The sequence below is a fragment of the Kitasatospora sp. UYEF31 genome (assembly GCF_057291755.1).
The window spans coordinates 80745-104733 of record NZ_JBXAWK010000011.1; the positions used below are offsets into that span (position 1 = coordinate 80745).

The following is a 23989-nucleotide window of genomic DNA, read 5'->3' on the forward strand; positions in this document are numbered from 1 at the left end:
GGGCATCGTGCGCACCGTCATTTCCGTGGTCGTCGGCCTCGTCCTCGCCGTCGGCGTCACCCTCGCGCTCACGGCCTTCGCCCTGCCGGAGCCGGGCACCATCGACAAACCGCTGCAGGTCACCAAGGTGCCGGCCAAGCCTTAGGGCCTGTTCCGGGTTTCCCGCCGGGGCCGCGCCGCCCGGCACCGCCCCTCGCGGCGCTGCCGAATCCTCCAGGTACGACCGGTACGAGTCCGGATCCGGCGCCTTGCGACGCACGGTGCCGGACAACGCGCCCTGGTCCGGTGGGAAACACCAGAACAGGCCCTGGCAGGCCGGCCGCCGCACCCCGCACTACCGATCTGTATCCGGCTCCACCGGCAAGGGGACAACCTCAATGCGTCGCAAATCCAGCCTGATCCTGTTGGGTCTGGCGGTGTTCTGCGTGGCACTGGCACCGCTGTTGCGCGAGTACGCCTTTCCGCGCCTGGTCGCCAAGGCCCTCAGTGGCGAGAAGGCGTACAAGACCATGGTGCTCCAGGCGGAGAACGCCACGCTCTTCGGAGCGCCCGAAGGCGAGGGCAAAGCCAAGGCCTACATGATCCAGACGGTCCGGCCCAACGCCGGGCTGTCCAAGGGCGGCACCGTCGTCTGGGACATGAACCTGGCGATGGTCGACAGTGCCGGGAGCGTGCTCACCCAGATCCCCGAGCGGTACGCGTTCGACGCGGTCACCCAGGCCCCGGAGAACTGCTGCGGGGAGAGCATCGACGGCAAGCCTGTCGCACACACCGGGATCCAGTACAAGTGGCCGTTCTTCACGCAGAAGCGCGACTACAACTACTACGACTCCCAGTCGCACACCGCCGCGCCCATCCACTACAGCGGTACGCAGAACTTCAACGGGCTCCACGTCTACTTCTTCGAGCAGACGGTGCCGTGGACGAAGGTCCCGGTGCCCAGTCAGATCCCCGGCGGCCTGACCCCGCAGTCGGTCGAGGCCGCGGGCATGGAGCGCTGGTACACCACCGTCCGCCGTTTCTGGGTCGAGCCGGTCACCGGTGCCCCGGTGTACGCGGAGGAGGACCACCGGGAAGAGATGCGCACCCCGCCGCCGGCGGACACCCCGACCGCGCAGCCGAGTGCCATCAAGGTGTTCGACGGCAAGGTCAAGATGCTGCCGCAGTGGTCGGACAAGCTCGTCGAGGACGCCAAGGAACAGAGCGCGCAGATGAAGCTGATCCACGATCAGCTTCCGCTGGGCCTGGTGGTCGTGGGCGTCCTGCTCTTCCTGGCCGCGCTGTTGCGGGAGTTCTTCGACCGCCGCGACCCGGCGGCGGCGCAGGCCGTGTCCGGCGGCCCCAAGGACAGCGGTCCGGGTGCCAGGGAGCGGATCGGTGTGCTCGCCGGCCGGCTCGCGACCAGGCTCCAGCCCGCCCCGGCGGGACCGGCGGCGCTCCCCGCGGCCCCGGAACCAGCTCCGCGGCCGGTCCCGGCCGGCGTCGGCGCCCCGCGGCACACGGTCACCGGGGTCCAGGCCGTGGTGTCCGGTGACACCGCGCTGCCACCTCCGGTCCCGGCCGCGCCGTCAGCCCTCCCCGGGCAGGTCGGCACGGCGAACGGCCACGGTCGGCGGCACTGACCCGCCTGGGACGGCTGACACACCTGGAACAGCCGGACCGCGGTGGGCGTACGGGAGTACCCCCGCCGCGGTTCCACCCGTTTCCGGACATGAGGAACAGGCTCAGGTCTTGTCGCACACGAAGACCGCGGTCCCCGGGATCAGTTCCCCGCGCAGCGGGCTCCAGCCGCCCCACACCTGCTTGTTCTCCGCCGGCCACGCCGGCTCGACGAGGTCGGCGATCCGGAACCCGGCGCGGGCGACCTCGCGGACCCGCATGCCCAGGGTCCGGTGGTGTTCGACGTAGGTCGCGTTGCCGCCGGCGTCCTGTTCCACGTACGGCGTCGTATCGAAGTAGGACGTGACGGCTGTCAGCCCTTCCTGTCCGGGCTCGTCCGGGAACGCCCAGCGGATCGGGTGCGTGATCGAGAAGACCCACCGGCCGCCGGGCTTGAGCACCCGGAAGACCTCGCTCATGATCCCGGCCCCGTCGGGGCTGAACGGCAGCGCGCCGTACGAGGAGAACGCCAGGTCGAACGACTCGTCGGCGAAGGGCAGTGCCCCGGCCTCGGCCTGCACCACCGGGACGCGCACGCCGAGGCCCGCGTCGATCCGGCGGGAGTGCAGCAGCATCCGGTGCGACAGGTCCAGGGCGACCGGCAGCGCGCCGCGGGCGAGGAGCCGGCGGGCGCACTGGGCGGCGCCCGCGCCGACCTCCAGAACGCTGCGCCCCGTCACGTCCGCGCCGAGCAGGTGGACGTGGTCCTCGTCCAGGCCCTCCGGACCCCACACGAAGCGGGCGTCGCCGAGGAAGCCCCCGTGCTCGGCCTGGTACTCGTCGGCCTCACCGTCCCACCAGTGCCGCGACGCCGTGGCGCTCTCCCGGGTGTCCGCGTCGCGCCGTACGGCGGTCTCCGCGTCGGTGGGGCCGGCCGGCCCGGTGGTCGGCTGTCCGGGCGACTCGGTCACGGGGTGCACTGCTCTGCTACCGCCTCACTGCGGGGTGGGGGGCCGGGCGGGGTCTGACCGCCGCACCGGAGGGCCGGGGGCCGGCCCCGGGAAAACGCGGGCAGGGGATGGTGCGGCCCGGCGGCGTACGTTACCGTCTGGCGACGTGCCCGTTCTGCACGTAGTGCGTGTAGCGCGTCCCGTCGTGACGACCATCCGGCCCGTCCGCACCCGCACCGTCGGCACCGCCGTCGGCTGGGGGCGCGTTGACCGTGCCCGGACAGCCCCGTATGCTGCAAGTTGCGCCGCGGGCCTGTGCGAACTCAGACATAGCAGGTTGCGCTCACCGTGTTGTCACCCTGGTCGTCGACCCCTTTGTCGGTCGGCGTCAGGAGACACGGCGAAACAGGGTCCTGGAGCGTGGTTTTACCAACGACTTCTGTCCGCACCGGAGCCTTTCCCCCTATGACGAGCAGCACCGAGACCACCCTCACCACCCCGCAGGTGGCGGTCAACGACATCGGTTCCGAGGAAGACTTCCTCGCAGCGATCGATGCCACGATCAAGTACTTCAACGACGGCGACATCGTGGATGGCGTGATCGTGAAGGTCGACCGGGACGAGGTCCTGCTCGACATCGGCTACAAGACCGAGGGTGTCATCCCCTCGCGCGAACTGTCGATCAAGCACGACGTGGACCCGCACGAGGTTGTCGCCGTCGGCGACCACATCGAGGCCCTCGTCCTCCAGAAGGAGGACAAGGAAGGCCGCCTGATCCTCTCGAAGAAGCGCGCACAGTACGAGCGCGCCTGGGGCACCATCGAGAAGATCAAGGAAGAAGACGGGATCGTCACCGGTACCGTCATCGAGGTCGTCAAGGGTGGTCTCATCCTCGACATCGGCCTCCGCGGCTTCCTCCCGGCCTCGCTGGTCGAGATGCGCCGTGTCCGCGACCTCCAGCCGTACGTCGGCAAGGAGCTCGAGGCCAAGATCATCGAGCTGGACAAGAACCGCAACAACGTGGTCCTGTCCCGCCGCGCCTGGCTCGAGCAGACCCAGTCCGAGGTGCGCCAGACGTTCCTCACGACCCTGCAGAAGGGTCAGGTCCGCACCGGCGTCGTCTCCTCGATCGTCAACTTCGGCGCGTTCGTCGACCTCGGCGGCGTCGACGGTCTGGTCCACGTCTCGGAGCTGTCCTGGAAGCACATCGACCACCCGTCCGAGGTTGTCGAGGTCGGCCAGGAAGTCACCGTCGAGGTCCTCGACGTCGACATGGACCGCGAGCGTGTCTCCCTGTCGCTCAAGGCGACGCAGGAAGACCCGTGGCAGCAGTTCGCCCGGACGCACCAGATCGGCCAGGTCGTCCCCGGTAAGGTCACCAAGCTCGTCCCGTTCGGCGCGTTCGTCCGCGTCGACGAGGGCATCGAGGGCCTGGTCCACATCTCCGAGCTGGCCGAGCGCCACGTGGAGATCCCGGAGCAGGTCGTCCAGGTCAACGACGAGATCTTCGTCAAGGTCATCGACATCGACCTCGAGCGCCGCCGTATCAGCCTCTCGCTGAAGCAGGCCAACGAGGCGTTCGGCGAGGACCCGGCCGCGGCCGAGTTCGACCCGACGCTGTACGGCATGGCCGCGACGTACGACGACGCGGGTGCTTACATCTACCCGGAGGGCTTCGACCCGGAGACCAACGACTGGCTCGAGGGCTTCGACAAGCAGCGTGAGGTCTGGGAGACCCAGTACGCCGAGGCGCAGGCCCGCTTCGAGGCGCACCAGACCCAGGTCACCAAGTCGCGTGAGGCCGAGGCTGAGGCCATCGCCCAGGCGGCCATCGGCGGCAACGCCACCAAGGTCGAGCCCGGCGCCTCCACCGGTGGCGCGTCCACCGGCGGCGGCGGCGGCGGCGGCGGCACCGGCACCTCCTACTCCTCGGCTCCGGCCGAGTCGGGTGGCGCCCTCGCTTCCGACGAGGCCCTGGCGGCACTGCGCGAGAAGCTGGCGGGCGGCCAGAGCTGAAGCTCTGACGGCCTGACCGGCTGACCGGTCAGCTTGTACGGAAGGCCCCGCCCCCTCATGCCGAGGGGGCGGGGCCTTCCGTCGTTTCCACCCCGGGCCGGACCGTGGCCGGTAGCGTCGCTGCCAGACGGTCACGGGGAGGGGGACGCGGACGTGAGAGGTCTACTTCCGGACGCGTCTGACCGAACTGCCCGCCGGTTGTCCGGGCGGCTCCTGGTCACAGCACTGCTGTGCGTGGTCGCGCTTGCCGGTGCGGCGACCGTCTACGCGGTCCAGAAGGAACCGTGGTCCAGCGGCAGGGTGGCGGAGAAGCCGCCGGGGAAGGGCCCGGACGCCCCGGCGGCGACGCGTCCGCTGGAGATCGGTCCCGGTGCGGCCCCGCCCAGGCTGCTGTTCCACAACACCGCGCTCGGCACGGCGGGCGGCTTCGGGGAGGTCGCCTCGGTCCCGCTCGACGCCCCGCAAGGTCCCCGTACGCTGTCCGGATTCAAGTGCGACCGCCTCTACGCGGCGGCCGGCACGGGCATCTGCCTGACGGTGACCGCGGGGCGCACCCCGCAGGCCTACGCGATGATCATGGACTCGCAGTTCCGCGAACAGCGCCGTATCCCCGTCGACGGCACCCCGGACCGGGCCCGGGTCTCACCCTCCGGCCGGTTCGCGGCCTGGACGACCTTCGTCTACGGCGACTCGTACGCCGCGACTTCGTACGCGACCCGGACGATGGTCATGGACGTCCGCAGCCCGGGACCGGCCACGGACCTGGAGGAGTTCGAGGTGGTCCGCGGGGCCGCGGTCGTCAGGGAACCGGACCGAAACTTCTGGGGCGTCACCTTCGCCGCCGACGACACCACCTTCTACGCCACCATGGGGCTGGCCGTCTCCGGGAAGACCTACCTGATCCGCGGCGACCTCAGGGCGCGCACCGCCGTCGTCGTCCGGGAGAACGCCGAATGCCCGTCCCTGTCCCCGGACGGCACCCGGATCGCCTTCAAGAAGAAGGTCTCCGCCGACCGCCTGCGGCCCTGGCGGCTGTACGTACTGGATCTGAAGACCATGAAGGAGTCCCCGCTCGCCGAGACCCGGAGTGTGGACGACCAGGTCCTGTGGCTGGACGACTCGACCGTCGCCTACGCGCTGCCGGACGGTCCGGGGCCAGGCTCGGACGTGTGGGCCGTACGGGTGAACGGCGGTGGGGTGCCGGAAAAGTTGGTCGCCGGGGCATTTTCGCCCGTTTCGGTGCGTTGATTCCTGATAGATCCCACCCCGGCCCGTCAGATCGCACGAGTGTGCGACCGGCTACTGACACCCAACTGCAATGCCACGGTTCTGTTACGAAAAGACGCGGCGCACTGACTGCTCCTCACTCGTCGGAAAGCCCTTGACCTGGGGAAACGTACAGACATCCGGGACTTTTGTCGTCTTGTGACCGGGACGACTGGCCGTGCCGGAGTGGCCACGGGGCAAGGATGGGCTCGCGTACGCTGGTTCGTCGGTGCCCGGTGCCGGGACGGACGAAGCGGTCCTCTCAGCTCCGGACGGTCCGCCCCTCACCCGGGCCGGACACGGGCCGACGGCATCCTGGGAGCGTCCCCGTCGTTGACCACGGCGCGGCCCGCGAACGCGGGACCGCCCTGGTGGCACACGGGGCCGGCCGCCGGAGTCCCGGACAAAGAAGTCCTGAAGCACAGCAGTTCCGACGACATGAGTCGTCATCGTCGTCGTGGGAGTGAGGGAAACGGTATGGCCTCTGGTGGAGCACTGACCACCGGACAGTTGCTGAGTGCCGTCAACGGGACGGACGTGGCGCTGTACCGCGGTGTGCGGGTCCGCAGTGGCCACCCGAACCTCGTCGCGGCCAGCAGGGCACTGTCCTTCGCCGGTGAGCACGCCGGAGTCTGGCTCGCCGCCGGGCTGATCGGCGCGGCGGTCGACAAGGACCGCCGCGGCGACTGGCTGCGCGCGACCGCGACCATCGCCGGAGCGCATGCCGCCAGCATGGTGGTCAAGCGGATCGTCCGACGCCCGCGTCCGGACATGGACGATATGAAACCGCTGGTCAAGACCGCAGGCAAGCACAGTTTCCCCTCCTCACACTCGGTGTCCTCCGCTGCCGCCGCCGTGGCCTTCAAAGGCCTCCTGCCCGGATCGGTCACCGTTCCCGCCGCCGCTGCGACCTGCGCTTCGCGCCTGGTCGTCGGCGTGCACTATCCGACCGATGTCATCGGCGGCGTTGCCCTGGGCATCGTCGCCGGGCGCCTGGGCAGGGCCTGGTCCCGCCGCGCAGCGAGTACCGAAGGGGTCTGAACCCAACGTGACAGACACAACCACCGAGTCCGTCAAGACGGACAACACGATCACCGGCGCCGTACTGCCGGCGCAGTCCGGCACGCCGGGCGTCGAAGCCCCCGGCCAGGGCAGCCTGCTGCTCGGCCTGATCAAGCTCGGCCGGCCCAAACAGTGGGTCAAGAACGTCCTGGTGTTCGCCGCGCCGCTGGCCGCCGCGCAGCTGAACGAGGCCTCCGTACTGAGCAACAGCGCACTCGCGTTCCTGGTGTTCAGCCTGGCCGCCGCGTCGATCTACTACATCAACGACGCGGCCGACGTCGAGTCCGACCGCGAGCACCCCAAGAAGCGCTTCCGCCCGATCGCCTCGGGTGCCGTGCCGATCAAGCTGGCATGGGTGCTCGGACCGATCCTGTCGGTCCTGGCGGTCGTCGCCGCGGTGCTGCTGCTGAACACCGCCACCGGCGTGGTCGTCGGCCTGTACATCGTTTCGCAGATCGTCTACAGCTTCGCGTTCAAGCACGCGGTGGTTTTGGACCTCGCCATGGTCGCGTCGGGCTTCCTGTTCCGCGCCATGGTCGGCGGCACAGCCTCCGACCTGCCGCTGTCGCGCTGGTTCCTGCTGACCGCCGGGTTCGGCTCACTGTTCATGGTGGCGGGCAAGCGCTACTCGGAGATGGTCCTCATGGGCGAGGACGCGGCCAAGACCCGGGCCTCGCTGGCGAACTACTCCATCACCTACCTGCGTTTCGTGTGGCAGACGGCCGTGGCCGTCACCGTCGTGACGTACAGCCTGTGGGCCTTCGAGATCCCGGTCGGCGACGCGACGGTAGCCTGGCAGCAGATTTCGCTGATCCCGTTCGTCTTCGCGCTACTGCGCTACGCCGTGTACGTGGACTCCGGAACCGCCGGTACGCCCGAGGACGTCGTCTTGAAGGACAAGGTCATGATGGGCCTCGGCGCCGCTTGGCTGATCACGTTCTCGCTGGGAGTCTTCCATGTCTGACGGCCACTGGGCCGCTGTACTTCCGACCGTCCGCCGTGAGGCGTTGTCGGGCTGGGGTCGCACCTGTGCGACCACCGCGGAGGTGGTCACCCCCACCACCCGCGAGCAGGTCGCCGCCGCACTGGGCCGCCGTACGGAACGCGGTGTCATCGCCCGCGGCCTGGGCCGCTCCTACGGCGACCCGGCACAGAACGGCGGCGGTCTCGTCCTGGACATGACCGGTCTCGACCGGATCCTGTCCGTGGACCTCGAAAACGGAGTCATCACCGCCGAAGCGGGCGTCAGCCTGGACCGGCTGATCGAGATGTTCGTGCCGTTCGGCTTCTTCGTCCCGGTGACGCCCGGCACCCGCCAGGTGACCGTGGGCGGCGCCATCGGCGCCGACGTGCACGGCAAGAACCACCACGCGCAGGGCAGCTTCTGCGACCACGTCCTGGCGTTCGACCTGCTGCTCGCCGACGGCACCGTCAAGAGCATCACCCCCGAGGGCGAGCCCGACCTGTTCTGGGCCACCGCCGGAGGCATGGGCCTGACCGGCGTGGTGCTCTCCGCGACCATCCGGATGACGCCGATCGAGACGTCGCTGGTCTCCGTCGACACCGACCGGACGACCGACCTCGACGGCATCATGTCGGTGATGGCCGAAACAGACGACAAGTACACCTACACCGTCGCGTGGCTCGACTGCCTGGCCAAGGGGAAGAACCTCGGCCGTTCGGTGCTCACCTGCGGTGAGTTCGCGAAGCTGGAGGACCTGCCGGCGAAGAAGCGGGCCCGTCCGCTGCAGTTCAAGTCCGGCACCCTGGCGACCGTCCCGGACATCGTCCCGGGCTGGCTGCCGAACAAGCTCACCATGGGCGTGTTCAACGAGCTGTGGTACCGCAAGGCGCCCAAGCACAAGGTCGGCCAGCTACAGGGCATCACCGCGTTCTTCCACCCGTTGGACCTGGTCCACGAGTGGAACCGGGTGTACGGCAGAACCGGCTTCCTGCAATACCAGCTGATCGTGCCGTTCGGTGCCGAGGACGCGCTGCGCCGGATCGTGCAGAAGATCAGCGACGCCGGAGCCCCGTCCTCGCTGACCGTGCTCAAGCGTTTCGGTCCGGGCAACGCGGGCTTCCTGTCCTTCCCCAAACCGGGCTGGACCCTGACGCTCGACTTCCCGGTCAACACCCCCGGTCTGGGCCGGCTGCTGCGTGAGCTGGACGAACTGGTGCTGTCCAACGACGGCCGGTTCTACCTGGCCAAGGACTCCCGGATGGACCCGGCGGACCTGGGCCGGATGTACCCGCGCCTCCCGGAGTTCCGCAAGGTGCGCGCCGCGGTCGACCCGGACGGTGTGTTCGTGTCGGACCAGGCGCGCCGCCTGGGGCTCGCCTGAGGGCCGGAGCCGGCCGCGGTTGCGCCGGGGGTCCGGGGGTTCGTCCCCCGGCCGGCGCAGCGTGTCCGGCCAGGCGCGCCGCCTGGGGCCCGTCTCATGCCGGACCTCGTCTAAGTCTTTCTCCGTCAACCTGCCGCACGTGAAGGAAACCCTGTGAACGACGCCCTGGGCGAGCCCCAGTCCCTGCTGATCCTCGGTGGCACCTCCGAGATCGCGCTGACCACAGCGAAGAAGCTGGTCGGTGAGCGGGTCCGCCGGGTCGTGCTCGCCGGGCGGCCGTCCGCCCGCCTGGACAAGGCCGTCGCCGACCTGAAGGCGGCGGGCGCGACCGACGTCGAAGCCGTCGCGTTCGACGCCGCGCTGCCCGAGGGCCATGAGAAGACCATCGACGGGGTGTTCGCCAAGGGCGACATCGACGTCGTGCTGCTCGCCTTCGGTGTGCTCGGCGACCAGGAGGCCGACGAGAAGGACCCGGCCGCCGCCGCGCGCGTCGCCCAGGTCAACTTCGTCGGCGGCGTCTCCGCCGGTCTGGCCGCCGCCAACGCCCTGGTCCGCCAGGGCCACGGCCAGCTCGCGGTGATCTCCTCGGTCGCCGGTGAGCGGGCCCGCAAGTCGAACTTCATCTACGGCTCCACCAAGGCCGGCCTGGACGCCTTCGCCCAGGGCCTGGGTGACAAGTTGCACGGCACCGGCGTGCACGTGATGGTCGTCCGCCCCGGCTTCGTGCGCACGCGCATGACCGAGGGCATGGCGGACGGCCCGATGGCCACCACGCCCGACGTGGTCGCCGACGGGATCATCAAGGGCCTGAAGAAGAAGTCCGCCACCGTGTGGGTGCCGGGCAAGCTGCGCTTCGTGATGTCGGCCGTGCGCCACGTGCCGCGCCCGATCTTCCGCAAGCTCCCCTTCTGACCAGTTCAGATCTGAACTGATCTGAACTGATCTGATCTGATCTGAACTGAACTGACTTGATCTGAATTGATCAGAAGCATGGCGTGACCCCGGTCCGGTGCACCGGACCGGGGTCACGCCTTTTTGAGGCTGTACGGTGTGGCGCATGGTGAAGGTGGGACTGACCGGCGGCATCGGGTCCGGCAAGAGCGAAGTGGCGCGCAGGCTCGCGATGCTGGGCGCGGTGGTCATCGACGCGGACAAGCTCGCCCGTGAGGTCGTCGCACCGGGCACGGCGGGACTGACAGCGGTCATCGAAGCGTTCGGCGCCGACGTGGTCCTGCCCGACGGCTCCCTGGACCGGCCGAAGCTCGGGAGGATCGTCTTCAGTGACCCGGACCGGCTCAGGATCCTCAACAGCATCGTGCACCCCCTGGTCGGCGCCCGCTACGCCGAACTGGAGTCCGGGACGGGCCCGGACGACGTCGTCGTCCACGACGTCCCGCTCCTGGTCGAGAACAAGCTCGCGGACGCGTACGACATCGTCGTCGTCGTCGACGCCCGACCCGCGACCCGGCTCGACCGGCTCGTCCGGCTGCGCGGTATGACCGAGGACGACGCCCGCGCCCGGATGGCCGCCCAGGCGACCCGTGCGGACCGGCTCAAGGCCGCCGACGTCGTGATCGACAACGACGGCCCGCTGCCGGCGCTCCAGCCGCAGCTCGACGCCTTGTGGGAGCGCCTGACGGGGGCCTACCGTTGAGAAGCCGTCCTGGCCGAACCTTTCGCTGACGCGGCTGCTGGGAGTAGTGACCTCCGGATCCAGTTGATCCGCCAGGGCGTCAGGGTTGTAGCCGCAACGGCGAGCAGGATGCTCAGCGCGGCAAGAAGCCAGCAAGCTGTGTCGTGTGCGGGCTGGCCGGTCCAGTCCCACCAGCTCATCCGGCCGTCATCACTCGCGCCGAAGTACGTCACGGGGAAGATGCTTGCGACGGGAAGCACCCAGGACAGGGACCAGCCGAAGAGGCGGCCGGAAATCACGGCAAGGCCTGTCCAGAGCAGAAGGCTTCGCTCCATGATCATCAAGGTCTCCAGGTTGGTGGAGAATGCCTCCGCGACAGCTACGAGCGCGGATGTCAGCAGAGTGCCGAGCATCAGATGCGCTAGTTCGAAGCGCCGTAGAACACTGCCCGCGGACTGCTCGAAGGACGTCATGCCAGCGCTTCGGAGGCTGCCCACAGCGAGGGCGGCCAGTGCCACTGGGAGTTCCCGGCGAAATGGAACAGAGACTATTCCCGCAGGGCGCGCGGAGGGCAGAGCGAGGTTGACCGATCCGATGAGCGCTTCGCAAACGGCGATGAGGACAAGGCCGACCAGGAGGGCCGTGGACTGCCGGGGTCGCAGGTATCTGAGGGTGGAAGCCGCCAGATCAGGCACAGGGCATCTCCCGGATAACCGCCAGTCTGGCCCGTACCCAGGCATCCTGTTCTGCCTCCGGGCGGTTGGTCAGGGAGGTGATGGCGGCTGTGTCGATACCCGGTGGGCCGCCGTGCACATCGGAGGGCTGACCGGTTCCGGTGATCCTGTTGTTCAGCCACGCGCCGATCTCCCAGGAAGCCTGGACTGCGCGTTGTTCGTCGGAAGGCTTGGCGCTGGCACAGTGCATGGGCACGGTCGCCTGAAGGATCGCAACGGACATGTTCTCCGCGGCCGTCCAGAGCGAACCCTCACTGATGGGGAAGTCCGTGTACTGGAACTCCTTTCCGCGTAGACCCAGTTCGTAGAAGGCCGGCGGAAGTGTGATGAGTCCGGGTGGCAATGCGGCGATGCGCTCGGCCATGGTGGTGAACTCAGGAAGGTACTTGCGGTCCTCAGGCCAGAGACAGATCTTGGGTGCGCCCGCCGAACAGAGGGGAGTCCGGGGTGCGGCCCGTGCCACCTGCACCGGGCCCATGGTGCCGACCCCTACCGCTGATGCGAGTACAGCCAGGACCACCACTCCGGCCAGGACCACACGGCGGGGCGCCGGGCGCCAGCCGTCGCCGCGTCTGGCCCACAAGCCGGGCAGTGTGAGAGCGAATGCGACGGTGGCTGCGCCAAGGGCGAGACGTGCTGCGATCGGCCACGGGTCGACGGTAGCCGCCGGACTTCCGGTCAGCACGAAGAAGCCGAACGTGTTTTCGTTTCCGAGCCAGGCGAGGAACACAAAGCAGGCGAGTCCGCAGATCGCGGGTGCGGCGAGCAGCGAACGGGCCCAACGCCCTACCGCATGGCCGAGACCGGCGCAGAGAACGAGCACGCTGAAACCGAGCAGCAGGTAGCCGGGCCAGAGGAACCCGGGACCCGCGTCGGAAGCGCTGGCCGAGGCCGCGAGCACCAGGCCCACGGCGTACGCGAGAGTGCCGTAGACGAGAGTCGTGGAGAGCTGGATCGCGTCCGCCCGCCAACGGGACCGCGTCGAGGTCTGCAGCGCGGCGGGCGCGCTCTTCGCGCGACTGTCGCGACCAGCGGCCCAGGCGGCGGCTGCGGCGAGGGCAGGACCGAGGTAGAGGGCAGGGATCTGGACGGCGACACTGGCCTGCGGCCAAACCCCGATCCACCACTGGGCACGGCCGAACACGGCGGCCAGATCGATGATGATGAGTACGGGAAACCACCAGAGCAGTGGCGAGCGCCGGAGTTCAATCCAGTAGACGCGCATCAGACAGCGACCTTCCCCAGGTCGAGAACAGTCATGTAGCCACGTTCCAGGTCGCTGTCACCCGCACTGTCGGCGTTCCCCTGTTCGGCCAGCGCGCCAGGGGTGCCACGGAAGAGGGCGCGGCCATCGCTCATTACGATCACCTCGTCGCAGACCGCCGCGACGTCCTCGATGAGGTGGGTGCTGAGCACGACAGCGGCATCCGGGAAAGAACGGATGATTTCCCGGAATTCGAGCCGCTGCGCCGGATCCAGACCGACGGTGGGTTCGTCGAGAAGCAGCAACTTGGGTGAGCCGACGATGGTGCAGGCGATCCCCGCGCGCTGGAGCATGCCTCCGGAAAGGGACTTCAGGCGGGCGTTGGCTTTTTCGGTCAGTCCGACAGCGGCGATGGCGCGCTCGGTCGCCGCGTCAGCCTGGCGGGTGGGCACTGAGCGGAGCCAGGCGGAATACCGTACGAAATCCCGCACGGAGAACGACGGGTAATAACCGAAGTCCTGTGGGAGGTATCCGATGTTCTTCCGGGCTAGGCGTGCTGATTTCTCGGAATCGACCACGTCGCCGCACACAGTGAGAATTCCCTGCCGGGGTGGCGCAACCGTGGCCAGGGTGCGGAGCAGTGTTGTCTTACCTGCTCCGTTGGGCCCGAGCAGCCCTAACACCGAACAGTCGATGTCCAGATCCAGCCCAGGGATAATGACGTTGCGACCGTATCCTTGGACAAGCCCGGTCACGCTGGCGATCGGTTCCACGTTTTCGCCTCTCTCTATGTACGACTGGGCGCCCCCAAGATTCTGGAGGCGCCCAGTGATCAGCCACCGTCAGGCGGCAGTGCTGTCAGTGCGGTCCGGTCGTGAGTAATCAGCCGCCTGTGTAGCCGACCCAGGACCGGGAGATAGCGAACGTGCAGTTGTACTGGCCGAATCCGCCGATGTTCGAACCCTGATAGAAGTAGTTCCAGCTGGAGCTGCCATCGGATTCGTAGTTGCAGACAGCGCTGACCCGGAAGTTACCCGTGGCCGTGACCGGGTAGCAGTGGCCGTTCGTTCCGGTGCTGCCCCAGGTGCTGTAGCAGCCGTTGGTCGTGCCGCTGGTGCCGCCGGCGTTAGCCACCGGGGCGGCGGACAGGACGGCGAGGGCCGCCAACCCGCCGATGACGGTAGTCTTCGCGATGATGGAACGGGTCCGCGTGAGCGGACCGGAGAGCTTCGCCATCGTTGTCGCCTGTGTCTGTGGCGCGATGGTGGGGATGAGGCTTCGGCGTTGCTGCGCCGGAGCCTCGACCATCGAAGTGGATATTGGTTGTGGCGTGGTTGGGTTGTGACCCCGCTCACCGGGGTTGATCCTCCAGCCCCGTGGCGACCGGGTCAATGGTTGGTTTCCATGTCGAAATGAAGATGCAGGCGCGTCGGTGTCGGAGAGTGATAACCCGGTCTGCCTTTGGTTTGGTTACCCCCCCCGCGCCCTTTTTGCGGTCACGGTGGGTGACTGGGCATCGCCATATTGCGATTCAGTAACGACAAATTCGACTCGTTCCCAGCGCGGTGAGTTCTACGTCCACTGCGCTGTCAGTGGTTGCCCGTACGGTGGTAGCCATGCGACCCGTCATTGACATCGAGCGTTCCACGGCGCCCTTTGAGGTCATCAGCCCGTACACACCCAGCGGTGACCAGCCGGCGGCGATCGAAGAGCTGACAAAGCGCATCACCGCGGGGGAGAAGGACGTCGTCCTGCTCGGCGCCACCGGCACCGGCAAGTCGGCCACCACCGCCTGGCTGATCGAGAAGCTCCAGCGCCCGACGCTGGTCATGGCGCCCAACAAGACCCTCGCCGCGCAACTCGCCAACGAGTTCCGCGAGCTGATGCCCAACAACGCCGTCGAGTACTTCGTCTCGTACTACGACTACTACCAGCCCGAGGCGTACGTCCCGCAGACGGACACGTACATCGAGAAGGACTCCTCCATCAACGAGGAGGTCGAGCGGCTGCGGCACTCCACCACCCGCTCGCTGCTCACCCGGCGCGACGTCATCGTGGTCGCCACCGTCTCGGCGATCTACGGCCTGGCCACGCCGAAGGAGTACTTCGAGCACGCGGTCGCGGTGGCCGTCGGCGACCGCACGGACCGCGAGGACCTCCTGCGGCACCTGGTCGCGATGCAGTACGCCCGCAACGACATCGCCTTCACCCGCGGCACCTTCCGGGTGCGCGGCGACACCATCGAGATCATTCCGTCGTACGAGGAACTCGCGGTCCGGATCGAGATGTTCGGCGACGAGATCGAGCGGCTCAGCTACCTCAACCCGGTCACCGGTGAGCTGGTCTCGGAGATCGACAAACTGCTGATCTTCCCCACCTCGCACTACGTCGCGGGCGCCGAGCGGATGAGCAAGGCCGTCGTCCGCATCGAGGACGAACTCGGCGGGCAGCTCCAGCGCATGGAGAAGCAGAACAAGGTCCTCGAAGCGCAGCGGCTGCGCATGCGCACCACGTACGACCTCGAGATGATGCGCGAGATCGGGACCTGCTCCGGCATCGAGAACTACTCCCGGCACATCGACGGCCGCGAGCCCGGCACCCCCCCTTACACCCTCCTCGACTACTTCCCCGAGGACTTCCTGCTGGTCCTGGACGAGTCGCACGTGACCGTGCCGCAGATCGGCGCGATGTACGAAGGCGACGCGTCGCGCAAGCGCACGCTCGTCGAGCACGGCTTCCGCCTCCCGTCGGCGATGGACAACCGCCCGCTGCGGTGGGAGGAGTTCGCCGAGCGCATCGACCAGACCGTCTACCTGTCGGCCACCCCCGGCAAGTACGAACTGGCCAAGGGGGACGGCTTCGTCGAGCAGATCATCCGCCCGACCGGCCTCATCGACCCGGAAGTCGTCGTCAAGCCGACCGAGGGCCAGATCGACGACCTCCTGCACGAGATCAGGACACGGACGGAGAAGAACGAGCGGGTGCTCGTGACGACCCTGACGAAGAAGATGTCCGAGGACCTCACGGACTACTTCGTGGAGCAGGGCGTCCGGGTCCGCTACCTGCACTCCGACGTCGACACGCTGCGCCGGGTGGAGCTCCTGCGCGAACTGCGCCTGGGCGAGTACGACGTCCTGGTCGGCATCAACCTGCTGCGCGAGGGCCTCGACCTGCCGGAGGTGTCGCTCGTGGCGATCCTCGACGCGGACAAGCAGGGGTTCCTGCGCTCGGCCACCGCGCTGATCCAGACGATCGGGCGGGCCGCCCGCAACGTCTCAGGCCAGGTGCACATGTACGCGGACAAGATGACCCCCGCCATGGAGAAGGCCATCGACGAGACCAACCGGCGGCGCGAACGCCAGGTCGCGTACAACACCGAGCGTGGCATCGACCCGCAGCCGCTGCGCAAGAAGATCGTCGACATCCTCGACTCGATCGCGCGTGAGGACTCCGACACGCAGAACCTGCTGAGCAGCGGCAAGGGCCGGGTCAAGGCCCCCGTCCCGTCCAGGGGCCGGGCGCTGAAGGACGCGAAGACGCTGCCGGCGGTCGATCTGCAGGACATGATCCAGCTGATGACCGATCAGATGCGGGCCGCCGCCTCCGAGTTGCAGTTCGAGCTCGCGGCCCGGCTCCGTGACGAGGTCGGCGAGCTGAAGAAGGAACTGCGGGCGATGAAGGAGATCGGCATCGCGTGACCTCTGCCACAGTGGGCGACTGGACGCGGCGCAGGAGCGTGGGAAGGCCCTGCGGGCCGCCGCAATGGGGAACGCAACAGCACGGCTGAACGTCATGACGGGTAGGTTCGACACCGGAAGCGGCCCCAGCCGGGGACACGCGTCGGTGCACACACAGATGTGAGGGAGACAGCTCAGTGGCCGTGAACATGTCTAAGGGCCAGAGGATCTCGCTGGAGAAGCCCGGTGGCGGCGAGCTGACCATGGTCCGCATGGGCCTGGGCTGGGACGCCATCAAGAAGAAGGGCTTCTTCGGCAGCCGTGAGAAGGACGTCGACCTGGACGCCTCGTGTGTCCTGTTCAGCGACGACAAGGCGCCGCGCGACGCCGTCTACTTCGGTCACCTGACCAGCGACGACGGCTCGGTCCGGCACACCGGTGACAACCTCACCGGGGCGGGCGACGGCGACGACGAGTCGATCCTCGTCGACCTGAACCGCGTGCCGGTCCACGTCACCCAGATCGTCTTCACCGTCAGCTCCTTCCAGGGGCAGACGTTCGCGGAGATCGAGAACGCCTTCTGCCGTCTGGTCGACGAGACCACCGGCACGGAGCTGGCCCGCTACACGCTGTCGGGCGGTGGCAACTTCACCGGCCAGATCATGGCGAAGCTGTACCGCCACAGCGGCGGTTGGAAGATGGCCGCGATCGGCGAGCCCACCAACGGCCGCACGATCCAGGACCTGCTGCCGGCGATGGCGGCACACCTGTAACAGTGTCGGGCTGCCGTACGGCAGCCCCCACTGTGCTGGCACAGTAAGGCGGGCCGGGAAGCACCAGGACGACTGGTGCCGCCCGGCCCGTACTTCATTTTCCGGATGGTTTTCCAGACGCCAGGGGGCGCACGCGTGACTACGGAGCTGGTCCGAGGACAGAATCTGCCGCTGACCTCGCCCCGGGTGACGGTCGAACTGGCCGCGCAGTGCCCGGTCGAGACGGTCGTCGTCCTGGTCGGTGCCGACCAGCGGGTGCGCTCGGACGCCGATGTGCTGGTCTCCGGCGGCAACACCGCCGCCGGGGTGGACGTCGCCCGGGGCGCGGTTGCCGTCGACCTCGGGGCGCTCCCGGCGGACGTCGACCGGGTCCTGGTGGGTCTGACGATCGAAGGCGGCGGGGTGTCCCGCTTCGGCGCGGTCGCCGCGCCCGTCACCACCGTGCTCACCGACGGCACGTCGTACGCCCGGTTCACCATCACCGGCCTGAGCAGCGAGAAGGCCCTCCAGACCGTCGAGCTGTACCGCCGCCGGGGTGCCTGGAAGGTCAGGGCCGTCGGCCAGGGCTATGACAGCGGGCTCGACGGGTTCCTCAGCGACGTCGGCGTGCGGTTGCGCGCCCCCATCGTGGACCGGGTGCGGGCCGGGTTCGGCGGTCCCCAGCCCGGGGCGCACAACGCGGCCCCGCCGAGCGCCGAGCCGCTGCCGCCCGGCCCTTTGTCGTACGTCCATCCCACCCGGGCGGCGGCGCGGCCGGTCCCCGCGTCGGTGGCCGGACAGCCTACGTCGCTGCCCATGGCGGCCCCTTCGGCCGAGACCCTCGCCGAGTCCGCGGACCGCGAGGCGCGGCGCGCGGTCGAGAAGAAGTACGACGACATCTGGAGCATCTTCGAGGACGCCGCCCGGTCGGGCGCGGCCTACCACTCCGCCGCGGCCTACGCTGAGCAGCGCCTCGACAAGGACCTGGAGACGATCCTCGGCGACCCGTCGGCCCGGGTCTCCGCCGCCGGTCAGGCCGCGCAGGAGCAGGCCCGCGCCAAGCACCGCGACATGGTGGAGCAGGCCCAGGCCAAGCTCGACCGCGACAGCGGGCACCTCGAAGCCGAACTCGCCACGCTCGAAGCGACCCTGCCGCCGGCCCTGGCCCGCTGGGACTCACCCGCCTGGACGGCCTGGCGGGCACCGGAGTCCATGGAGATCGGCATCCGCCTGGGTGACCTGCACCTGGCCGAGCGGCCGGCGCTGCGCGTCCCCATGGTGGTCCGGCTGCCGTACGAGCGCGGGCTGTGGATCGACAGCGGCGCGACGGGTGTCGACGCAGCGGAGGCCGGGGACCCGGCGGGCGTCAAGGCCAAGGCCGGTGAACTCGCTGTCGCGCTGGCCGCGCGGCTTCTCGCGGCGTTCCCCGTCGGTGAGATGAAACTGCAGGTCATCGACCCGGAGGGTAAGGGGGCGGCGGCTGTGCTGTTCGCTCCGCTGGCCGCCGTGGGGCTCTTCAACGGCCCGGCCGCGACCAACGCCGTGGAGATCGCCGCGCTGCTCACGCGCCTGGTGGACCGGGTGGAACTGGCCCGGATGGCAGTGGAGAGCGGGCTGACGGACGACCTGCCCGCGCACATCGACTTCAGCCGGCAGCTCCTTGTCGTGCACGACTTCCCGTTCGGGTTCGACGACCGGGCGGTCGGCCGGTTGCGGCACCTCGTCGACGAGGGGCCGCGGGTGGGCGTGCATGTGATCGTGGTGGGTTCCCGTTCGGACGCTGAGTCGTTCGGTCCGCTGCTCGACCCGCTGTGGCGGGCGATGCTGCGGCTCACCCCCGTACCCGAGGACCACATCGGCGACCCGTGGGTGCAGCTGGGCTGGGTGTTCACACCGGACCTGCCGGCGGGCGGGATGCACGTGACGAAGACGCTGCTGGGGTGGCTGGCGGCGGCTTCGTAGTGCGGTGGGGCCGCGCCGGTCAGGCCCGGAGCGCTGTGCCGGCGCGGCTGACGACAGCACTCCGGGCCTGACCGGCGCGGCCGTACCGCCGGCTCACCAGCCGCGTTCGCGCCACTCCGCGAGCCTGGGGCGCTCGGCGCCCAGTGTCGTGTCGCCGCCGTGGCCCGGGTAGACCCACGTTTCGTCGGGCAGCTGCCCGAACAGCTTGGTCTCCACGTCGGCGATGAGCGTACGGAACGCCTCCGGGTCGCCGAACGTGTTGCCTACGCCGCCGGGGAAGAGGCAGTCGCCGGTGAAGCAGTGCGGGTGGCCCTTCGGGTCGTCGTACACCAGCGCGATGCTCCCGGGGGTGTGTCCGGCGATGTGCACGGCCTTCAATGGCACCCGTCCGACGGTGACGGTGTCGCCGTCCCCGACCAGGACGTCGGTGCGTACGGGGATCTCCTCGGCGTCGTACCGGCCGGCCAGCGTCCGCGCCCCCGTCCCCTTGACGACTTCGTCGAGCGCCTGCCAGTGGTCCCCGTGCCGGTGTGTGGTCAGGACCTGCGCCAGCCCGTCGCCGGTCAGGCCGAGCAGGGTCGCCGCTTCGTTCGCCGCGTCGATCAGCAACTGCTCGCCGGTCGCCCGGCAACGCAGCAGGTAACTGTTGTTGTCGAACGGGCCGACCGCCACCTTCGTGATGATCAGGTCCGCCAGTTCGCGCACGGCCGGGGTCCCGCCGACCTTGACTGTCCCGTGGTAAGTCGTCATGGGCCCATCCTCCTCCTAGAAGGCCACTGAAAATCCAGGCCGGGCTCGCGGTGCCCGGCCTAGAGCTTCAGCGGCCTGCTAGAGCCACGCCGGAAGCGGCGGCAGGACGCCGCCCGGGTCCACGGACAGCCCGTCGCCGTTCGTCCGCCCGGTCAGCCAGCCGAGCAGGCCGCGCGGCGGTCCGGCGACCGTCACGGCCGACGGGACGCCGTCGGGGCCGAGGCGCAGTTCGCGGCCGACGTGACCGGCGGTCTCCTCGCGCAGGAGGACCGGCGGGCAGTCGGTCCGGCCGCGGAAGGACGCGGCGACGTCGGCGAGCTCCCGGGCGGTGAAGTCGGCCGGCCAGTGCGCGGGGGTCCAGCCGGCGTCCAGGTCGACGTGGTGGAAGTACAGCTCCTTGATCCGCATGTACGGGATCTGGACGGCGGAGAGCTCCCGGCCCTGTCGGTTCTGGATTTTCGCGCCCCAGGCCGCGGGGGTCATCGCGGCCAGTGCCCCGGCAAACCGGGCGTGTGTTGTGCGCAGGTCCGCCAGCTGGTCCTCCAGAGGGCGGTGGGCGCCCGCCTCGATGCCCTGGTCGCGGGCGTCGCCGGGGCCGTACGCGGGGGTGGGCACTCCCGTCCGGGCCCAGTCGAGGAGGTTCGTCAGCGAGCCTGCGTTGCGCGCCAGGTGGGACAGGACGTGCCCGCGCGTCCAACCGGGCAGCAGGGACGGTCCCGCGAGCCGCTCCGGATCAAGCTGTCCGGCGTTGGCGAGCAGCTGTGCGGTAGCGGTGTCGATCTCTTCCAGGAGTGCTGTGGGATCGAATCCGTCGGTGGTCACGCGCGGCTCCCCTGAGTAGTCGTGTCAGCCGGTCAGGTGACCGGCGACCACGCGTCCCACCCTATCGACGCCCTGTCAGGACCTTCCGCATCACTCGATCGGGTGACCGGATCCGGCTTTACCTTTTGTTCGAATGTTTGTGCGATAGCCTTCCCGAGTAGAGGGAACAAGCGCCTGTCAGTCGTTGCTGTCAGGATGGCGAACAGGGAGCGCACCCTCCGGGCCGGAGGCGTAGTTGTACGTGCGGGCGGCGGGAGTCCCCGCTATACCGTGCGGTCCCGCGCGTCGGGCCGCAGCCCCTCCCGGCATTGCTCCAGCCCCCGTCAGCACAGCAGTCCTACCGCCGAAGGGTTCGTCTCCAGTGGCCGACCGTCTCATCGTCCGTGGTGCCCGTGAGCACAACCTCAAAGACGTCAGCCTCGACCTGCCACGGGACGCGCTGATCTGCTTCACCGGCCTGTCCGGGTCAGGCAAGTCGTCCCTCGCGTTCGACACGATCTTCGCCGAGGGGCAGCGCCGCTACGTCGAGTCGCTGTCCTCGTACGCCCGGCAGTTCCTGGGCCAGATGGACAAGCCGGACGTCGACTTCATCGAAGGTCTGTCACCGGCCGTCTCCATCGACCAGAAGTCCACCAACCGCAACCCGCGTTCGACCGTCGGCACCATCACCGAGGTGTACGACTACCTCCGGCTGCTCTTCGCCCGCATCGGGCACCCGCACTGTCCGCAGTGCGCGCGGCCGATCGCCCGGCAGTCGCCGCAGCAGATCGTCGACCGGGTGCTCGAACTCGACGAGGGCGTCCGCTTCCAGGTGCTCTCCCCGGTCGTCCGCGGCCGCAAGGGCGAGTTCGTCGACCTGTTCAAGGAGCTCCAGGCCAAGGGCTACAGCCGGGCCCGGGTCGACGGCGAGGTCGTCCAGCTGACCGAGCCGCCCAAGCTCAAGAAGCAGGAGAAGCACAGCATCGAGGTGGTCATCGACCGCCTCGCGGTCAAGGCCACGGCCAAGCGCCGGCTGACCGACTCGGTCGAGACCGCGCTCGGGCTCGGCGGCGGCATGGTCGTCCTGGACTTCGTGGACCTGCCCGACGACGACCCCGACCGCGAGCGGATGTACAGCGAGCACCTGTACTGCCCGTACGACGACCTGTCCTTCGAGGAGCTGGAACCCAGATCCTTCTCCTTCAACTCGCCGTTCGGCGCGTGCCCGGACTGCACCGGCATCGGCACCCGCATGGAGGTCGACCCCGAGCTGATCGTCCCGGACGAGGAGAAGACCCTCGACGAGGGCGCCCTCCAGCCCTGGTCCTCCGGCCACGCGCAGGAGTACTTCGGCCGGATGGTCGAGGCGCTCGGCGAAGAACTGGGCTTCCGTACGGACGTCCCGTGGGCCGGCCTGCCCGTGCGCGCCAAGAAGGCGATCCTGTACGGCCACAAGACCCAGATCCACGTCAAATACCGCAACCGCTACGGCCGGGACCGCTCTTACCACACCTCCTTCGAGGGCGTGATCCCGTTCGTCATGCGCCGGCACACCGAGGCGGAGACCGACAACAGCCGGGAGCGCTTCGAGGGCTACATGCGGCAGATCCCCTGCCCGACCTGCAAGGGCGCGCGGCTCAAGCCGATCGTCCTGGCGGTCACCATGGCCGGGAAGTCCATCGCCGAGGTGGCCAACCTGTCGATCGCGGACTGCGCGGAGTTCCTCTCCGGGGTCAAGCTGGACGCCCGCGAGACGAAGATCGCCGACCGGGTGCTGAAGGAGGTCAACGAGCGGCTGCGCTTCCTGCTCGACGTCGGCCTGGACTACCTGTCCCTGGACCGCGCCGCGGGGACGCTGTCCGGCGGCGAGGCCCAGCGCATCCGGCTGGCCACGCAGATCGGCTCAGGGCTCGTCGGGGTGCTGTACGTCCTGGACGAGCCGTCCATCGGCTTGCACCAGCGGGACAACCACCGGCTCATCGAAACACTCCTGCGGCTGCGCGACATGGGCAACACCCTCATCGTCGTCGAACACGACGAGGACACCATCCGTACGGCCGACTGGATCGTGGACATCGGCCCCGGCGCCGGTGAGCACGGCGGCGAGGTCGTGCACTCGGGCACCTACAAGGACCTGCTGAAGAATAAGAATTCCGCGACCGGCGCCTACCTGTCGGGCCGCAAGTCGATCCCGGTGCCGGACGAGCGCCGGGTCGTCGACAAGAAGCGCAAGGTCACCGTGCACGGGGCCAAGGAGAACAACCTGCGGGACATCACGGTGTCCTTCCCGCTCGGCGTCTTCACAGCGATCACCGGAGTGTCCGGGTCCGGCAAGTCCACGCTGGTCAACGACATCCTGTACACCCACCTCGCGCGTGAGCTCAACGGCGCGCGCTCGGTCCCTGGCCGGCACACCAAGGTGACAGGGGTCGACCAGCTCGACAAGGTCGTGCACGTCGACCAGGGCCCGATCGGCCGGACACCGCGGTCCAACCCGGCCACGTACACCGGCGTCTTCGACAAGGTGCGCGCGCTGTTCGCCGAGACGACCGAGGCGAAGGTCCGCGGCTACCTGCCGGGCCGGTTCTCGTTCAACGTCAAGGGCGGGCGCTGCGAGAACTGCTCCGGTGACGGCACCATCAAGATCGAGATGAACTTCCTGCCGGACGTCTACGTCCCGTGTGAGGTCTGCCACGGCGCCCGGTACAACCGGGAGACCCTGGAGGTCCACTACAAGGGCAAGAACATCTCCGAGGTCCTGGACATGCCGATCGAGGAGGCACTGTCCTTCTTCGAGGCGATCACCGGGATCGCCCGGCATCTGAAGACGCTCAACGAGGTCGGCCTGGGCTACGTCCGGCTCGGCCAGCCGGCGACCACCCTGTCGGGCGGTGAGGCGCAGCGTGTGAAGCTCGCCGCCGAGCTCCAGAAGCGGTCCACAGGGCGGACGGTCTACGTCCTCGACGAGCCCACCACAGGGCTGCACTTCGACGACATCGCCAAGCTCATCACCGTGCTCCAGGGCCTGGTCGACAAGGGCAACACGGTCATCGTCATCGAGCACAACCTCGATGTCGTCAAGACCGCCGACTGGGTCATCGACATGGGCCCCGAAGGCGGCAGCGGCGGCGGTGTGCTGGTGGCCGAAGGCACCCCCGAGGAGATCGCCGAGGTGTCCGAGAGTCACACCGGCAAGTTCCTGCGTGAGATTCTTTAACCACACGTCAGCAGGAACCAG

At 68.8% G+C, this 23989-nt stretch carries 20 protein-coding genes; 13 read left to right on the top strand and 7 right to left on the bottom strand.

Annotated features, from left to right (window positions below; translation table 11 throughout):
• The first annotated feature begins 7 nt into the window (after nt 1-7).
• Nucleotides 8-145, top strand: a complete 138-nt coding sequence (locus AC0Z36_RS08100; RefSeq protein WP_485462029.1) for a hypothetical protein — start codon at nt 8-10, stop codon at nt 143-145.
• Nucleotides 146-377: 232 nt separating this feature from the next.
• Nucleotides 378-1622 (top strand): cell envelope lipid trafficking protein PgfA, encoded by a 1245-nt coding sequence (gene pgfA, locus AC0Z36_RS08105; RefSeq protein WP_485462030.1) that lies wholly within the window; start codon nt 378-380, stop codon nt 1620-1622.
• A gap of 102 nt (nt 1623-1724) precedes the next feature.
• On the opposite strand, the gene AC0Z36_RS08110 is transcribed toward pgfA, so the two are convergent.
• Nucleotides 1725-2570 carry a class I SAM-dependent methyltransferase gene (locus AC0Z36_RS08110; RefSeq protein WP_485462031.1) on the bottom strand — a complete coding sequence of 282 codons (846 nt, stop codon included), beginning with the start codon at nt 2568-2570 and terminating at the stop codon, nt 1725-1727.
• 444 nt (nt 2571-3014) lie between these two features.
• Between AC0Z36_RS08110 and rpsA the strand changes: the two genes are divergently transcribed.
• The 7 genes from rpsA (at nt 3015) to coaE (ending at nt 10892) form a co-directional block, all read left to right on the top strand.
• On the top strand, nt 3015-4565 hold the full coding sequence (gene rpsA, locus AC0Z36_RS08115) for a 30S ribosomal protein S1 (protein WP_485462032.1): 1551 nt from the start codon (nt 3015-3017) through the stop codon (nt 4563-4565).
• Nucleotides 4566-4763: 198 nt separating this feature from the next.
• On the top strand, nt 4764-5813 hold the full coding sequence (locus AC0Z36_RS08120) for a TolB family protein (RefSeq protein ID WP_485462033.1): 1050 nt from the start codon (nt 4764-4766) through the stop codon (nt 5811-5813).
• 495 nt (nt 5814-6308) lie between these two features.
• Nucleotides 6309-6872, top strand: a complete 564-nt coding sequence (locus AC0Z36_RS08125; RefSeq protein WP_485462034.1) for a phosphatase PAP2 family protein — start codon at nt 6309-6311, stop codon at nt 6870-6872.
• Between the two features lie 7 nt (nt 6873-6879).
• Complete coding sequence (locus AC0Z36_RS08130) at nt 6880-7857, top strand: decaprenyl-phosphate phosphoribosyltransferase (RefSeq protein WP_485462035.1); 978 nt, start codon at nt 6880-6882, stop codon at nt 7855-7857.
• Entirely contained in the window at nt 7850-9238 is a 1389-nt protein-coding gene (dprE1, locus tag AC0Z36_RS08135) for a decaprenylphosphoryl-beta-D-ribose oxidase (RefSeq protein ID WP_485462036.1), read from the top strand. The genes AC0Z36_RS08130 and dprE1 overlap by 8 nt, the downstream gene beginning before the upstream one ends.
• Nucleotides 9239-9391: 153 nt before the next feature.
• Nucleotides 9392-10150, top strand: a complete 759-nt coding sequence (gene dprE2, locus AC0Z36_RS08140; protein ID WP_485462037.1) for a decaprenylphospho-beta-D-erythro-pentofuranosid-2-ulose 2-reductase — start codon at nt 9392-9394, stop codon at nt 10148-10150.
• 145 nt (nt 10151-10295) lie between these two features.
• Nucleotides 10296-10892, top strand: coding sequence for a dephospho-CoA kinase (coaE, locus tag AC0Z36_RS08145; RefSeq protein WP_485462038.1), 597 nt, complete (start codon nt 10296-10298; stop codon nt 10890-10892).
• On the opposite strand, the gene AC0Z36_RS08150 is transcribed toward coaE, so the two are convergent.
• The 4 genes from AC0Z36_RS08150 to AC0Z36_RS08165 form a co-directional block, all read right to left on the bottom strand.
• On the bottom strand, nt 10883-11389 hold the full coding sequence (locus tag AC0Z36_RS08150; RefSeq protein ID WP_485462039.1) for a hypothetical protein: 507 nt from the start codon (nt 11387-11389) through the stop codon (nt 10883-10885). The two genes, coaE and AC0Z36_RS08150, sit on opposite strands and share 10 nt — an antisense overlap.
• Before the next feature lie 169 nt (nt 11390-11558).
• Nucleotides 11559-12830 (bottom strand): ABC transporter permease, encoded by a 1272-nt coding sequence (locus AC0Z36_RS08155; protein ID WP_485462040.1) that lies wholly within the window; start codon nt 12828-12830, stop codon nt 11559-11561.
• The gene (locus tag AC0Z36_RS08160) at nt 12830-13582 is read right to left on the bottom strand and encodes an ATP-binding cassette domain-containing protein (RefSeq protein WP_485462041.1); all 753 of its coding nucleotides are present in this window, start codon (nt 13580-13582) and stop codon (nt 12830-12832) included. Before AC0Z36_RS08160 ends, AC0Z36_RS08155 begins: the two co-directional genes overlap by 1 nt.
• A 109-nt stretch (nt 13583-13691) precedes the next feature.
• On the bottom strand, nt 13692-14117 hold the full coding sequence (locus AC0Z36_RS08165; protein ID WP_485462042.1) for a hypothetical protein: 426 nt from the start codon (nt 14115-14117) through the stop codon (nt 13692-13694).
• A gap of 308 nt (nt 14118-14425) precedes the next feature.
• On the opposite strand from AC0Z36_RS08165, the gene uvrB reads away from it, so the two are divergent.
• From uvrB to AC0Z36_RS08180, 3 genes are all read left to right on the top strand, one after another.
• Nucleotides 14426-16507, top strand: a complete 2082-nt coding sequence (gene uvrB / locus AC0Z36_RS08170; RefSeq protein WP_485462043.1) for an excinuclease ABC subunit UvrB — start codon at nt 14426-14428, stop codon at nt 16505-16507.
• Between the two features lie 176 nt (nt 16508-16683).
• Nucleotides 16684-17259, top strand: coding sequence for a TerD family protein (locus AC0Z36_RS08175; RefSeq protein WP_485462044.1), 576 nt, complete (start codon nt 16684-16686; stop codon nt 17257-17259).
• A gap of 135 nt (nt 17260-17394) precedes the next feature.
• On the top strand, nt 17395-19200 hold the full coding sequence (locus AC0Z36_RS08180; RefSeq protein WP_485462045.1) for a TerD family protein: 1806 nt from the start codon (nt 17395-17397) through the stop codon (nt 19198-19200).
• A gap of 93 nt (nt 19201-19293) precedes the next feature.
• Here the strand turns inward: AC0Z36_RS08180 and AC0Z36_RS08185 are convergent, their stop codons facing one another.
• Both AC0Z36_RS08185 and AC0Z36_RS08190 read right to left on the bottom strand, forming a co-directional pair.
• The gene (locus AC0Z36_RS08185; protein ID WP_485462046.1) at nt 19294-19950 is read right to left on the bottom strand and encodes an MBL fold metallo-hydrolase; all 657 of its coding nucleotides are present in this window, start codon (nt 19948-19950) and stop codon (nt 19294-19296) included.
• A gap of 78 nt (nt 19951-20028) precedes the next feature.
• The gene (locus AC0Z36_RS08190; RefSeq protein ID WP_485462047.1) at nt 20029-20772 is read right to left on the bottom strand and encodes a maleylpyruvate isomerase family mycothiol-dependent enzyme; all 744 of its coding nucleotides are present in this window, start codon (nt 20770-20772) and stop codon (nt 20029-20031) included.
• A gap of 361 nt (nt 20773-21133) precedes the next feature.
• Between AC0Z36_RS08190 and uvrA the strand changes: the two genes are divergently transcribed.
• A complete protein-coding gene (uvrA, locus tag AC0Z36_RS08195) occupies nt 21134-23968 on the top strand; it encodes an excinuclease ABC subunit UvrA (RefSeq protein ID WP_485462048.1) in 2835 nt (944 codons plus the stop codon).
• The last annotated feature ends 21 nt before the right edge of the window (nt 23969-23989 follow it).

Excerpts from the sequence above, each read along its gene's own strand:
- pgfA (WP_485462030.1), top strand. The coding sequence starts at position 378 with ATGCGTCGCAAATCCAGCCTGATCCTGTTGGGTCTGGCGGTGTTCTGC.
- AC0Z36_RS08165 (WP_485462042.1), bottom strand. The coding sequence starts at position 14,117 with ATGGTCGAGGCTCCGGCGCAGCAACGCCGAAGCCTCATCCCCACCATC.
- AC0Z36_RS08125 (WP_485462034.1), top strand. The coding sequence starts at position 6,309 with ATGGCCTCTGGTGGAGCACTGACCACCGGACAGTTGCTGAGTGCCGTC.
- AC0Z36_RS08155 (WP_485462040.1), bottom strand. The coding sequence starts at position 12,830 with ATGCGCGTCTACTGGATTGAACTCCGGCGCTCGCCACTGCTCTGGTGG.
- AC0Z36_RS08185 (WP_485462046.1), bottom strand. The coding sequence starts at position 19,950 with ATGACGACTTACCACGGGACAGTCAAGGTCGGCGGGACCCCGGCCGTG.
- uvrB (WP_485462043.1), top strand. The coding sequence starts at position 14,426 with ATGCGACCCGTCATTGACATCGAGCGTTCCACGGCGCCCTTTGAGGTC.
- coaE (WP_485462038.1), top strand. The coding sequence starts at position 10,296 with ATGGTGAAGGTGGGACTGACCGGCGGCATCGGGTCCGGCAAGAGCGAA.
- dprE1 (WP_485462036.1), top strand. The coding sequence starts at position 7,850 with ATGTCTGACGGCCACTGGGCCGCTGTACTTCCGACCGTCCGCCGTGAG.
- rpsA (WP_485462032.1), top strand. The coding sequence starts at position 3,015 with ATGACGAGCAGCACCGAGACCACCCTCACCACCCCGCAGGTGGCGGTC.